This window comes from Pseudomonadota bacterium (assembly GCA_023229365.1).
GTDB lineage: Bacteria > Myxococcota_A > Polyangia > JAAYKL01 > JAAYKL01 > JALNZK01.
Genome location: JALNZK010000136.1, coordinates 1 through 13,528 on the forward strand (window position 1 = coordinate 1; position 13,528 = coordinate 13,528).

Sequence of the window (13,528 nt, forward strand, 5' to 3'; positions counted from 1 at the left end):
GTCCTCGGCCTCGTTCGGGCACTCGTCGTCCGCGTCGAGGATGCCGTCGCCGTCGTTGTCCGGGTCCGGGCACCCGTTCTCGTCCTCGAACCCGTCCTTGTCCTCCGGATCGTTCGGGCACGTGTCGTCCGCGTCGAGGATGCCGTCCGCGTCGTTGTCCGGGTCCGGGCACCCGTTCTCGTCCTCGAACTCGTCCTCGTCCTCCGGATCCTCCGGGCACTCGTCGATCTTGTCCGGGATCCCGTCCTTGTCCTTGTCGTCCTCGGCCGGCTTCATCCAGGCGAGCCCGAGGAACGCCCGCACGAGCGGCGTGCCGACGCCGGCGATGATCCCGGCGCCGCCGCCGACGGTGACCGCGATCCCGCTCTCCGTCTTGATGCGCGCGGCGAGGTCGCCCTCGAGCGGCGACTCCGTGAGATCGGTGCTCATGCCGTTCTGGCCGAACACCTCGAGGATGCCGCTCACGCGATCGCTGAACAGCACCTCGAGCGCCGCCCCGTAGGTGATCCGCGGCCCGATCTCGGTCACGGCGCTGAACTCGCTCGTCCTGCGCCAGAGGTAGCCCGCGTTGAGCCCGATGCGCGCCCGCGAGAAGTTCAGGCCGAAGGCGAGCTTCGGGTGCACGGTGATGAACGAGTCGCCCATGAACGACTCGCCGTCGATGAGGTTGGCGGTGGGGAACCCGATGACCGGGACCAGCGCGAGCCCGACCGTGTCGCCCTCGTAGCCGAACGTGTGGAGCAGATCGAGCTTCGCGTGCAGCCGCACGTCGCCGAGCCCGACGTTGCTCGACGGTGCGTCGACGCCCGCGGCGCCCGCGTCGTCGCCGACCTGGTACAGCACGATCGGCACGACGACGCCGAGCTCGAACACGCGGAACAGCGAGAGCGAGCCGTAGACGTCGAGCCAGAGGTAGTGCTTGACGAGGGCGGTACCCTCGTCGGCCCACTCGGTGCAGGCGCCGTCCTGCTCCTCGAGGCAGCCGCGGACCATGATCGGCTTGTGCTGGTAGCCGAGCAGGCCGCCCACGCCGCCGCCGAGACCCGGCGGGACCTGGGAGCCGTCCACGGTGAGGAACGAGCCGTAGCCGGGCGCGGTCTGGAAGTTCTGCGCCGTGAAGCCCCGATCCTCCTGCGCCACGGCGACCGCGGCGGAGGTGATCACGATACCTGTCAGGCAAGTCGCGAGGACGCGTTTCATCTCATCCTTCCCCTTTCACTCACATCCGGATGTAGGCGCGTTCAGCGCAGCGCCGCCGCCAGCACTTCGAACAACCCGTTCCCGCCCGCGGCGCCGACGCCGCCGACGGCGCAGCCCCAGAAATGCGCGCCGGAGCCGGTCGCGCCGTACGCCACGGGGGTGTCCCCGTCGCCGTCCGCATCCGCGTCCGCGTCCGTGTCCGTATCCGAATCCGAATCCGAATCCGAATCCGTATCCGTATCGACGTCCGTGTCGGTGCCGCCGTCCGGCTCCTCGCACGCGTCGCCCACGCCGTCGTCGTCCGAGTCGGCCTGATCCGGGTTGTAGTCGTCCGGGCAGTTGTCGTCGTCGTCCGGGACGCCGTCGTCGTCCGTGTCGACGAACGGGACGTCGTCGGCGCCGTCGTTCGGATCCGTCTCGCCGTCGTCGATCACGCCGTCGTGATCCCAGTCCTCGTCGCCGTCCGAGACGCCGCCGTCGTCCGAGTCCGGATCGACGGGGCTCGTCGTCGTCGCGCCGCCGTCGCCGTCCGGCACGAAGTGGCCGGCGTCCAGATCCGTCTCCGGGCCGATATCGTCCTCGGTCAGCCCCATCTCCGTGCCGTCGTAGAGGCCGTCGTCGTCGCTGTCCGGATCCATGGCGTTGATCAGGCCGTCGCCGTCCGTGTCGTCCGCGTAGTTCGGCTCGTCGCCGTCGGCCACGCCGTCGTCGTCCGAGTCCGCGTCGTCGGGATCGGTCCCGATGAGAATCTCCTGCGCGTCCGGGAGGCCGTCGCCGTCCGTGTCGGTCATCACATCGTCCGCGCCGTGGCCGACCGTCGGATCGGTCTCGCCCTCGTCGATCGCGCCGTCGAGATCGAGATCCTCGGCGCCGTCCTCTACGCCGCCGCCGTCGGTGTCCGCGTCGAGGGGATCGGTCGTCGTCGCGCCGCCGTCCCCGTCCGGCACGAAGTGTCCGGCGTCCAGGTCGGTGTCGTCCCCGACGTCTCCGAGCTCGAGCCCCATCTCCGTGCCGTCGTAGAGGCCGTCGTTGTCGGAGTCCGGATCCAGCGCGTTGATCAGGCCGTCGCCGTCCGTGTCGTCGTCGTAGTCCGGCTCCGCGCCGTCGCTCACGCCGTCGTTGTCCGTGTCCCCGTCGTCCGGATCCGTGCCGATGTCGATCTCGGTGTCGTCGCACAGGCCGTCGCCGTCCGTGTCGCCCACGACGTCGTCGCCCACGCACTCGTCGTCCGCGTTGCACACGCCGTCGTCGTCGTCGTCCTCGCAGCACGTCCCGGCGGTGAGCGCGTCGCAGGTCGCGTTGCACCCGGGGGCGCCGGCCGTGTAGTCGGGATCGAAGTCCTCGCAGGTCAGGCTGCCGACGTCGGCGCCGTCGCACAGCTCGGCTCCGGTCGGCCCGTTCAGCGCGCCGTCGCCGCAGTGCAGGATGTCGATGGTCATCGGCTCGCTCTCGACCGTCGCGTCGTTCGACTCGCCGCAGAGCATCCACGAGTACCCGTAGTGCGCGGTGGTCAGGATCGGATCGTCCGGCAGGTGATCGGCCACGGTGACCGTGTAGGTCGCGGCGAGCGTCTCGGTCGACGGAACGTCCGGCATCGCGATGCCGGCGCCCGTGAGCTGCGCGAGCGTCAGCGGGCCGGCGGGCACCGTGTCCGCCCCGCCGTCGAGCGAGTAGGTGATCGAGACGAGCGACGTCACGTTCGCCGGGAGCGGGTGCACGAGCGCGACGTTCGTCGCCGTGGTCTCGCCGACGTTCTCGATCGCGATCGTGAAGGTCACCGTCCCGGTCCCGCCGGTCGTCGTGTCCGCGTAGACGGCGGCCGGGGCGTACGTCGTGCTCGCCAGCATCTCGAAGGTCGCCGACTCCGTGGGCAGGTCGAGGGCGAGCGCGATGACGGAGTACGCGTCCTGCGTCGAGTACGGCAGGAGGTACGCCGTCGTGTCGTTCACCGCGAGGACCCCGGGGTTGTACGTCGTGTCGTTGAGCGGGATGTCGGCGACGTCGAGCCCCTGTCGGCCGCCGCTCACGGACGTGCCCGGCTCGTGATCCACCTGCGTCCAGTTCACGCCGCCCTGGATGTGCTCGCCGTCGCGGTCCGTGATCTGCGCCGCGAAGAAGTTGGTGAGCGGGTGCCGCGGCCCCTCCACGCGATCGGCGTTGCCGAGCGGAGTGCCGTTCCCGAAGGCGAAGGCGTCGCCAGTGATCGAGGCGTCACCCTCGACCGCCGCGACGAGCAGGCGACCCGGGAGCGGATCGCTCCCGAGATCCGGGTAGCAGAAGCCGTTCACCGTCGTCGGGCCCGTGTAGGAGTTGGACTCCCGGCGCCAGCCGCTCCAGATGGTTATCTGATGGGAGCTCAGGTACGTGACCGCGTTGGAAAAAACGACCGACATCACCCAGCCGGCGTAGCCGGTCCCTCCGTTGGGGTCCAAGGTCTGCGTGCCGGGCACGCCGCCCACGGCGTACATGCCGTCGATCCAGTCCGGCACGAGATCCGTCACGTCGGCCCAGGCGACGTAGCCGTCGAAGCCGCCCGTAACGCCGCACTGGTCGACGACCCCGCCGAGGAGATCCGGATCCACGGCGACCTGCACCGGCGAGCCGCTCGTCGGGTACTCGAGCGTCACCGGCGTGTCGATGTCGTCGGTCACGTTCTCGGAGCCGCCACCCTGGTTCGTGCGGTAGCAGCTGCCGGCCCACATGAGGAACACGGCCTGGACCTCGCCGCCGCCGATCGCGTCGAGATCGAGCTCGCCGTACGAGTAGTTGTCCGCCCACGCGCCGGTCGTGTAGTCGCCCCAGTCGGCGTTGTCCTGCGTCGCGGGGAGCGAATCGTTGATCCACGTCATGGCCGAGCCGTAGAGCCCGGGCCGGTCGTAGAACGTTCCGGTGACGGAGTCGCCGGAGCGTCCCATCGTGTTGCCGGTCATCACCACCGAGCCGCGGAGGTTCTGCTGGTAGATCTGCGTCAGCTGCGCCGACGCCGTGCCGGGCAGCGCGATCGCCGCCAGCGCGAGCAGCGGGACGATCCCCTTCGAAAATCCCCTCGTCATGACCAGATCCCCTCTGGCGCCGAGCGCCGCTTGGAAGACACGCCGACTGGCTCGATCTCGAATTGTAGTCGAAATGGAAACCGGATCGCTCAAAAAGACGAATCGGAGAGCGTCACTGCGGGATATCCCGCCACCCGGATCGCCGAGATCCCCGGCCCCGGATCGCGGAAGACGACGAGCCCGCCGCCGCCATCCGCGCGGGGGACGAACACGCCGTCCGCCTCGCCTGTCACCGCGCCGTCGCCGTCGAGCACCGCCACGTTCCGCGGCTCCCCCTCGAAAGGCAGCGCGGAAAGGAGCGTCGGGCCGGGCGCGACCGAGCCGTCCGCGCCGATCGACACCGACAGCCAGAGCGTGTCGCCACCGGGCGGCGGCGCGATCGAGGCGTTGAGGTACTGGTTGATCACGTCGACCCGCTCGAACAAGAGGCCGAAATGGTAGTCGCTGATCCAATCCGGATCGCAATAGGTCATCATGTCCTTATATGTATTCGGATCCTTCAACGGGTTCTCGCCGTACTCCTTGGTCACGTCGTAACCCATGACGCCGATGCCGCCGTCGCCGTAGGGGAAGAGGGGATCCACGCCGCTCGGGCCGCCGCACGGCGCGTGGCCGAGGCCGGAGGAGTGCCCCACCTCGTGCACCGCGGTGTTGGCCGCGTAGTCGCCCGGAAAGCCGATGCCGGTGCCGACCTGCATGGAGCCCGGCGCCGTGGGCTGCCAGCTCATGCCCGTCACGCATCCGCCGCTGCAATATTCCCCGAAGCTGTCCTCCGGGCTGACGAGGCCGTAGTAGAACTCCTCCACGCCGGCCCCGTTGTCCGTGCGCCGCTGCGTGACCGTGTTGAGCAGGTTGTCCCAGCCGTTTCCGTAGGCGCCGACGACTCCGCCGTAGGGCATCGGATCGTCGACGGTGATCTCGACGCCGCTCACCGGGTACATCGCGTAGAAGTAGTCCTCGAAGAGCTCGAGCTGCGCCGCGCTCGTGTCCGGCAGGCGCCCGGAGCCGTCCGCGTTGTACTCGACCGGGACGAGCACGAGCTTCATGGGCGCCATCTGCTCGGTGACGCCGAGATCCTGCTCGCCGTCGGTGGGCCAGAGCGCCCCGTCGTCGCTCCCGGAGCCGGGTGCGTCCTCGACCGTCTCGTGGATCGACACGGAGATCGCCTGCCCGGCCTCGAGCTCCGCGCCTGGGACGGTCACGTTGAGCGTCGACGCGATCGAGCCCGCCGTCGAGCTCGCCGAGACCTCGTTCTCCTCCGCGAAAACCCGAGCGTCGCCGGCCCCGGTCAGCTCGACGCGCAGCCAGAGCGTCCGCGCCTCGAACCCTTCCTCGACCTGCACGTACGCGCGGATGACCGTGTCCCTGCCCGCCACGATCGGCACGTCCCCCGAGATCGCCGACTCGCCGCCTTCCATGATCGGGACCCGCACGCCCTGGTACAGCTCGATATCTGTCAACTGGACGTCCTTGGCGAGCGGGAGCCCGCCGACCGTGTCCTGATCCTCGTTGCCTTCCCCGGCGACCGGCTTGTCTCCGCAGCCGAGCGCGAGCGCGAAGAGAAGGAACGCGAGACTTCTTGAGACCATGCTTACCTCCGCAGTATGACGCGCGCCAACCGCCCCCAGCATACCAGCAATTCCCCGCGGCGCGAGCGCCGGGTGCGGGTTCCGTGTTGAAGCCGGGTTTTTCAAAAACGAAATGAGCGGTCCGCGTACCGTGAAACCCCGGCCGCCGGCGAACGCTTCGGACGGCCGAATTCGGGCGTCATTTCCGTCGTTTTTTCCCGACCGCTCAACCGAAGGGGATCGTGGCACGCGAGTTGCAAACACAGTCCGGCAGAACGGCGGGCTCGTACCAGATGCCCCCCACATCCTTCGGGTTCGCCGTTTGCTTGTGTGTCTCGACCCGGTGACGATCCCCCCCGTCACCGGGTCTTTTTTTTTCTTTGGACCGCGCGCACCTCCTTTGCTACCCTCCTCCTCCGACGCGGGAGCACGGCGAACGCGGCTCGATCCTTGCAACGATCGAAGCAGGTGCGCGCAGGAAGAAAACGGTCCGATCTTTCTGCGAGATCGTGCGTATCAGTCGGGTGGAATAGATATGCGGTGCCACGAGGTCAAGGGCACCTTCACCGCGAGTGAGAGGGCGACATGGCGAAGAAAGAATCCAGTGAGAACTCCGTAAACGTCGCGCTGCAAGAGCTCATGGGCATGGAGGACTCCCGCCAACAGAAGGAAGAGGCCGAGCGCAAGCGCCGCGAGGAAGAGGAGCGCAAGCGCCGCGAGGAGGAGGAGCGCAAGCGCCGCGAGGAAGAGGAGCGCAAGCGCCGCGAGGAAGAGCAGGCGCGCATCGCCGCCGAGAAGGCCGCCCGCGACGAGGAAGAGCGCAAGGCCCGCGAGGCCGAAGAGCGCAAGCTCCGGATCAAGCTCGACGCCGAGCACCAGGCGCGGCTCGCCGTTCACGACAAGCAGCTCCAGCACGAGCAGGTGCTCAAGAAGATCGAGGCGGAGAAGGCCGGCATCCCGAAGTGGGTGTTCGCAGTCATCGCCGGGGTCGTCCTCATCGGTATCGGCGTCACCGTGTATATCATCAAGAAGAACAACGAAGAGAAGGCCCAGATTGCGGCCGCGGCTGAAATCGAGAAGCAAGCCCTGGCCAAGAAGGCCGAAGAAGATCGGCGCAAGGCCGAGGCGGTCGCGGTCGAGGCGCAGCGCAAGGCCGAGGAGGCCGCGCAGGCGGCGAAGAAGCTCGCCGGCACGCTCGCCGAGAAGGAAGCGGTCGAGACGGCGAGACGGCTCGCGGCCGAGGCCGACGCGGCGCGCAAGAGCGCCGCGAAGAAGGGCGGCGGCGGTGGCGGCGGCGGCGGCGGAAAGAAGGGCGGGAAGATCTCCGACGATCCGCTCGGCGGCATCGACCTCTGAGGTCGGCCGATCAGGTGACCTGAATCCCAGGCGAGGGCCGCGCGGTCCTCGCCTTTTTTTTGGGAGCGCAACCACATGAACAAAGTCGACGCAGCGGAAGCGAGGAGGCGCCTCATCCTCGCGCTCGATGTGCCGGACATCGCGTCGGGGATCGGGCTTCTCGAACGGCTCGAGGGACGCATCGGGCTCGTCAAGGTGGGCCTGGAGCTCTTCACCGCGTGCGGCCCGGCGGCGGTCGAGGCGGTCCGGCGGCGGGGCTTCGACGTCTTCCTGGATCTCAAGCTGCACGACATCCCGGCCACGGTCGCGGGCGCCGTGCGTTCCGCCCGCGGGCTCGGCGTCGCGATGCTCACCGTGCACACCGGCGGCGGGGCGGAGATGCTCTCGCGCGCGGCCGAGGAGGCCGGCGAGGCGATCCGGATCCTCGGGGTCACGCTGCTGACGAGCCTCGGCGCCGAGGATCTGCCGGCGGTCTCCGTCTCGGGGACGCCGAGCGAGGTCGTCGCGCGCCGCGCCGCGCTCGCGGCCGCGGCCGGCTGCGGCGGGATCGTGTGCTCGCCCAAGGAGGTGCGGGTGGTCCGCGAGGCCGCCGGACCCGCCGTCGCGATCGTGACGCCCGGCATCCGGCCGGCCGGCGCCGAGCTCGGCGATCAGAAGCGCGCGGCGACCCCGACGAGCGCCATCGCGGACGGCGCCGACTACCTCGTCGTCGGACGCCCCATCCACGGCGCCCCCGATCCGGCGTCCGCGGCGGGCGCGATCGTCGAGGAGATCCGCCGGGCGCTCGCGGCCCGCCCCGCATGAAACGCGTCATCGCAGGGCCGAACGCCGTCACCGAGGCGATCCGAGGGGCCCCGCGCGACGTCGCGGCGATCTACCTCGCGGACGGCCTCGCCCGCGCGACCGCCGAGCGCCTTCTGAAGCTCGCCGACGACGCCGGCATCCTTTGCTCCGCCCTGCCGCGCGAGGCGCTCGACGCCCTCGCGAAGGGGCTGACGCACCAGGGCGTGATCGCGCTCGCCGGCGCCTTTCCGTATGTCGATCTCGAGGCGGTTCTCGGCGAGGGGCGTCGCACCGCCGAACCGCTGCTCGTCGTGCTCGACCAGATCCAGGATCCGGGGAACCTCGGCGCGATCGTCCGATCCGCGCACGCTCTCGGTGCGATCGGCGTGATCCTCACGCGGGATCGATCCGCGGCCATGACCCCCGCCGCTATCCGCGCGTCGGCCGGAGCGAGCGAGCTCATCCGCGTCGCCCGCGTCGGCAACCTGGCGCAGTGCCTCGAGCGCCTGCGCGACTCGGGCTACCTTTCGGCGGGCGCGGCCGCCGACGCCGAGGCGCCGATCGACGGGATCGATTGGCGCGGCCCGACGGCGCTCGTGCTCGGCGGCGAGGGCCGTGGCCTGCGGCGCCTCACCCGCGAGCGCTGCGATCGCCTCTTCCGCATCCCGCTCGCCGCGCCGTTCGACTCGCTCAACGTCTCGGTCGCCGCCGCGATCGCGCTGTACGAGATCGGCCGCGCCCGCAGGGGATGACCGCGTGTCCCGCGCCGACGACGGCCCCCGCACCGCCCTGGCTCTCGCCGCGCTCGCCTGCGGGCTGACGCTCGTCCGCCTCTGGATCGCCGCGCGGATCGGACTCTCTCCCGACGAGGCGTACTACTGGACGTGGTCGCGCGACCTCGCGCTCGTCTATCGGGATCACCCGCCGCTCGTCGCGTGGGCGATCGCCCTGGGCACGAGCGTGGTCGACGGCGAGATCGGCGTCCGCCTTCCGGCGATCCTGTGCGGCGCGGCCGCGGTGCCGGCGACCTACCTCGTCGCCTCGGCCGTCGGGCTCGGGCGTGGCGCCGCGTTCCTGGCGGCGGGGCTGGGCGCCGTCCTCCCGGCCCCGGCGGCCGGGGCGCTGATCTCGACGCCGGACTCCCTCCTCGGACTCGCGTGGCTGCTCGGCGGGCTCGCGCTCGCGCGCCTCGCGAAAGGCTGCGACCCGCGTCACTGGATCGCGCTGGGCACCGCACTGGGCGTCGGCCTGCTCGCGAAGCACAGCGCCGCCCTCCTCGCCGTCTCGGCCGGCGCGCTCCTGCTCTTCGTCCCCGCGACCCGCGCGGCCCTCAAGACGCGCCACCCCTGGCTCGGCCTGGGCGTCGCCGCGCTGATCGCCTCTCCCTATTTCATCGCCGAGATCGCCGCGGGCGCGCCGTCGCTCTCCCTGCAGCTCGATCACCTCCGCGGGGCCCTGTCGCCCGGCGGCCCCGTCACGGCGTCGGTGATCGCCGAGCGGTTCGGCGGGCTCGCGGGAGGTCAGCTCGGCCTGCTCACGCCGCCCGTCGCGCTCCTGTTCGCGCTCTCCTTCGGCAGGGCGTCCGCGGCGCGCGGTCCGCTTCGCGCCGTGCAGGTCGCGGCGCTCGTCCCCCTGGCCGCGGCCGCGCTCGCCGCGTTCGGCGCGCACCCCGAGCAGAACTGGGCCTCGCTGGGCCACCCGTTCTTCGCCGTCGCCGCGGTCGCGGCCGTCGAGGCGCGCTTCTGCGGGCACAGCCGCGCGATCTGGCGCGCGGTCGCCGCGGGAACGGCGATCGCCGCGAGCGCCGTCGTCCACGTCCACGCCGTCTCGCCGTTCCTCCCCCTGCCGCCCGCGCGGGATCCGGTCTCGCGGCTCCACGGATACGGCGGGCTGCGCGCGGTCGAGCGGTACAAAGGCGGCGTCGCCACTATCGTCTGCGACAACTACGGCCTCGCGAGCGAGCTCGCCTGGACGCGGCGGGACGCGCCCGCCGGGCCCGCGATCGCGAGCGCGGATCGTCTCCCTTCCGCGGCGCTCCCCGCGGGGCGCTGGCTCCTCCTCGACGAGAGCGGCGACTACGCGGAGCGCGGCGTCGAGGGCGTCCCCTGCGCGGCGAGGAGGAAGATCGCGGCGATCCCGCTTCGGCGCGCGGACGGCGCGATCGTCCGAACGGTGGACGTGTACGCGTGCGACCCGATTTCTGCTACTCTTCCGCCCGCATGAGCCTGCGCGACACCATCGCCGCGAACGCCCGCTGCGGCGCCCGGCTCGGGATCCGGATCGCCACCGCGGCGTTCGTCGTCGACGCGGCGGTGCTCGCCGCCGGCGCCTTCCGGAGGGGGACCGAGCCGCCGCTCGCGGCGCTCGGCGTCCTGCTCGGGGCCGGCGCGTACGGCGTCGTCGCCGTCGCCCTCGGGGCGCTCTTCGCCCTGGGCGCGGTCTACGTCGGCGGCGGGAGAGAGATCGGCCCGGCGGCGCTCTCCGGGGTCTCGCACCTGCGGCGCCTCCTCGGCGCGACGGACGGAGCCGCGTGCCGGTCGTTCGCCGCACGGCTCGTCGCGGCGCTCCTCGCCCTCGCCGCCGCCGTTGCCGCCGCCGTGCCGTGCGCCCTCGCGGCCACCGAGGACGTCCGCACGCCCCTCTACACCGTGGCGATCGCGTGCGCGATCTCGCTCGGTGCGATCGCAGCGTCCGCCGCCGCGTGGCCCGTCTGGATGCGGACCGGGACGCTGCTCTCCCGGATCGCCCCGCGCCTCCCCCGCCCCGCGATCCAGCTCGGCATCCTGACCGGGGCCGGCGCCGTCGCGGGCGCGTCGGTCGTCGCCGCCACCTGGTCCTCCGCCGGGTTCGCCCTGCCCTGGCGCGGCCCGATCTTCGCGCTCGCGCTGCTCGCCGTCGGGATCGCGTGGTTCGCCTTCGATCCGGGTCGCCGCAGGGCGCGCCCGCTCCTTCGGCGCGCGCTGCTCGGCGCGCGCGTCCTCCTGCCGATCGCCGGCCTCGCCTCCGGGGCGCTCCTGCCGCGCCCGCTCTCGAGCGTCAACGACCTCCTCGCCGACGCGACGGGCCCGATCGCCGGGATCCACGGGCTCGCGGAGAGGCTCCTCGACTTCGATCGCGACGGCTACCTCTCGATCCTCGGCCAGGGCGACTGCGCCCCGCGCGACCGAACGCGCCACCCGGCCGCGCGGGACGTGCCGAACGACGGGATCGACCAGAACTGCTCCGGCGAGGATCGCCGGAACGCGATCCACATGAGCCGCGCGCGCCACGACTACCCGGCGACGCCGAGGCCCGCGGCGATGCCGATCGTGCTCGTCACCGTCGACTCCGTGAGCGCGCCGGATCTCGATCTCTACGGCGCGAAGCGGCGCACCATGCCCGCGCTGGCGCGGTGGGCCGAGTCGGCCGTCGTCTTCGAGCGCGCGTTCGCGGTCGGCCCCTCCACGCGCCTCGCGGTCCCGTCCATCGTGACGGGGAGGTACATGTCCTCCATGCGCCACAAGCCGAAGCCGCAGACGCACGGCGCTTGGGCGAAGGGCAACACGACGATCGCGGAGATCCTGTCCCGGCACGGCTACGCGACGATCGCCGTGGTCGGGGACTCGTACTTCTCGAAGACGCTGCGGTGGGTGTACCAGGGCTTCGGCAAGCAGCTGCTCGACTGGAAGGGACCGGACGGGCTCACGGCGCCGGCCGTCACCGACGCGGCGCTCGGTGCGCTGCGCGAGGCCGGCGGCGCGGACCGGGTGTTCCTCTGGGCGCACTACGCCGACGCGCACCTCTCGGGCTCGGGCTACGCGCCGCCCCCGGACATGACGCCCTTCCCCGGCGGCGAGCCGAAGGACGAGCACGACACGAAGCTGCTCTACATCGACGGTCAGATCGATCGCCTGTTCGCCGGGATCGCCGAGATCTACGGCGACCGCCCCAGGCTGGTCATCGTCTCCGCCGATCACGGCGAGGCGTTCGACGAGTCCCACGTGAAGAAGGCAAAGGCGCGCCACGCGTGGGATCTCTCCACGGCGGTCACGCACATCCCGCTCGTCGTCTCGAGCCCGTACGGCGGGCCGCGGCGCACCACCCGGCTCGCGAGCAACATCGACATCGTCCCGACCATCCTGAACGCCGTGGGGATCACCGCGAAGGGGATCGAGGGGGACAGCCTCGTTCCGACCCTATTGACAGGCGCGGATCCCGGGCGCCCTATCCTGCAGCAGATGTTCTACCCGGAGTACATCGCGCGCGGAAAGCCGCCGCTGTCGCGGGTCGCGGTCCGCGTCGGCACGCACGTCCTCTACCGGCACCACGCCGGCTTCCACCTCTTCGACTACGTCCGCGATCCCGGAGAGGGGCGCAACCTCTCCGCGAGCGATCCGTCGCGCGTCGAGGATCTCGCGGACACCATGCAGGCGATGCTCGCCGGGTCCCCGTGGGCGGACCCGCAGCCCAGGTAAAAGGAACAATGGAGAACGAGAACAAGGATGGCGGATCCCGCGGCAACTTCATCAAGGAGATCGTCGACGAGGACCTGCGGACGCAGAAGTGGAAGGGCCGCGTGGCGACGCGCTTCCCGCCCGAGCCGAACGGCTACCTGCACATCGGCCACGCGAAGTCGATCTGCCTGAACTTCGGCCTCGCGCTCGAGTACGGCGGCACGTGCAACCTGCGCTACGACGACACGAACCCCGAGACGGAGGACGTCGAGTACGTGGACTCCATCGAGGACGACGTCCGCTGGCTCGGCTTCTCCTGGAACGATCGGCCGTACTTCGCCTCGGACTACTTCCCGCGGATGTACGACTTCGCGGAGAAGCTCATCCTCAAGGGCAAGGCGTACGTCGACAGCCTGAGCCCGGAGGAGATCCGGGAGTACCGCGGCGACTTCAACACGCCGGGGCGCCCGAGCCCGTACCGGGAGCGCACGGTCGAGGAGAACCTCGATCTCTTCCGCCGGATGCGGGCCGGCGAGTTCGCCGACGGCACGCTCGTGCTGCGCGCCAAGATCGACATGCAGTCGCCGAACATGAACATGCGGGATCCTCCGATCTACAGGATCCGCCACGTGCGCCACCACAGGACCGAGGACGCCTGGTGCGTCTACCCGATGTACGACTACGCGCACCCGATCGAGGACTCGCTCGAGGAGATCACGCACTCGATCTGCACGCTCGAGTTCGAGAACCACAGGCCGCTCTACGACTGGGTGCTCCGGGAGCTCGAGATCTTCCCGTCGCGGCAGATCGAGTTCGCGCGGCTCGCGCTCTCGTACACGGTGATGAGCAAGCGCAAGCTGCTCAAGCTGGTCAAGGAGGGCCACGTCGCGGGCTGGGACGATCCCCGCATGCCGACGATCTGCGGCCTGCGGCGGCGGGGCTTCACGGCGAGCGCGATCCGCGCCTTCTGCGAGCGGATCGGGGTCGCCAAGCGCGACGGCGTGGTCGACGTGGCGCTGCTCGAGCACACGGTCCGCGAGGATCTGAACGACTCGGCGCCCCGCGTCATGGCCGTGCTCGATCCGCTCAAGGTCGTCATCGAGAACTACCCCGAGGGTCAGGTCGACTGGCTCGA

General features: G+C 70.9%; 9 protein-coding genes. 6 read left to right on the forward strand and 3 right to left on the reverse strand.

Going from position 1 to position 13,528, the window contains the following annotated elements; genetic code table 11:
* From M0R80_27455 to M0R80_27465, 3 genes are all read right to left on the reverse strand, one after another.
* Positions 1-1,200: hypothetical protein (locus tag M0R80_27455; GenBank protein MCK9463375.1), on the reverse strand; the 1,200-nt coding region annotated here is incomplete at its 3' end.
* Between the two features lie 41 nt (positions 1,201-1,241).
* Complete coding sequence (locus M0R80_27460; GenBank protein ID MCK9463376.1) at positions 1,242-4,253, reverse strand: hypothetical protein; 3,012 nt, start codon at positions 4,251-4,253, stop codon at positions 1,242-1,244.
* 89 nt (positions 4,254-4,342) lie between these two features.
* The gene (locus M0R80_27465; protein ID MCK9463377.1) at positions 4,343-5,842 is read right to left on the reverse strand and encodes a hypothetical protein; all 1,500 of its coding nucleotides are present in this window, start codon (positions 5,840-5,842) and stop codon (positions 4,343-4,345) included.
* Positions 5,843-6,406: 564 nt separating this feature from the next.
* On the opposite strand from M0R80_27465, the gene M0R80_27470 reads away from it, so the two are divergent.
* The 6 genes from M0R80_27470 to glnS form a co-directional block, all read left to right on the forward strand.
* Complete coding sequence (locus M0R80_27470; protein MCK9463378.1) at positions 6,407-7,177, forward strand: hypothetical protein; 771 nt, start codon at positions 6,407-6,409, stop codon at positions 7,175-7,177.
* Positions 7,178-7,252: 75 nt separating this feature from the next.
* Positions 7,253-7,981 carry an orotidine-5'-phosphate decarboxylase gene (gene pyrF, locus M0R80_27475; GenBank protein MCK9463379.1) on the forward strand — a complete coding sequence of 243 codons (729 nt, stop codon included), beginning with the start codon at positions 7,253-7,255 and terminating at the stop codon, positions 7,979-7,981.
* Positions 7,978-8,712 (forward strand): 23S rRNA (guanosine(2251)-2'-O)-methyltransferase RlmB, encoded by a 735-nt coding sequence (rlmB, locus tag M0R80_27480; GenBank protein MCK9463380.1) that lies wholly within the window; start codon positions 7,978-7,980, stop codon positions 8,710-8,712. Before pyrF ends, rlmB begins: the two co-directional genes overlap by 4 nt.
* A 4-nt stretch (positions 8,713-8,716) precedes the next feature.
* Positions 8,717-10,183 carry a glycosyltransferase family 39 protein gene (locus M0R80_27485; GenBank protein MCK9463381.1) on the forward strand — a complete coding sequence of 489 codons (1,467 nt, stop codon included), beginning with the start codon at positions 8,717-8,719 and terminating at the stop codon, positions 10,181-10,183.
* A complete protein-coding gene (locus M0R80_27490) occupies positions 10,180-12,414 on the forward strand; it encodes a sulfatase-like hydrolase/transferase (GenBank protein ID MCK9463382.1) in 2,235 nt (744 codons plus the stop codon). The genes M0R80_27485 and M0R80_27490 overlap by 4 nt, the downstream gene beginning before the upstream one ends.
* 8 nt (positions 12,415-12,422) lie before the next feature.
* The coding region (gene glnS / locus M0R80_27495; GenBank protein MCK9463383.1) for a glutamine--tRNA ligase at positions 12,423-13,528 on the forward strand (1,106 nt) is incomplete at its 3' end.

Bases quoted from the DNA above. Each gene is read 5' to 3' on its own strand.
- M0R80_27470 (MCK9463378.1), top strand. From the start codon at position 6,407: ATGGCGAAGAAAGAATCCAGTGAGAACTCCGTAAACGTCGCGCTGCAA.
- pyrF (MCK9463379.1), top strand. From the start codon at position 7,253: ATGAACAAAGTCGACGCAGCGGAAGCGAGGAGGCGCCTCATCCTCGCG.
- M0R80_27465 (MCK9463377.1), bottom strand. From the start codon at position 5,842: ATGGTCTCAAGAAGTCTCGCGTTCCTTCTCTTCGCGCTCGCGCTCGGC.
- M0R80_27460 (MCK9463376.1), bottom strand. From the start codon at position 4,253: ATGACGAGGGGATTTTCGAAGGGGATCGTCCCGCTGCTCGCGCTGGCG.
- rlmB (MCK9463380.1), top strand. From the start codon at position 7,978: ATGAAACGCGTCATCGCAGGGCCGAACGCCGTCACCGAGGCGATCCGA.
- M0R80_27490 (MCK9463382.1), top strand. From the start codon at position 10,180: ATGAGCCTGCGCGACACCATCGCCGCGAACGCCCGCTGCGGCGCCCGG.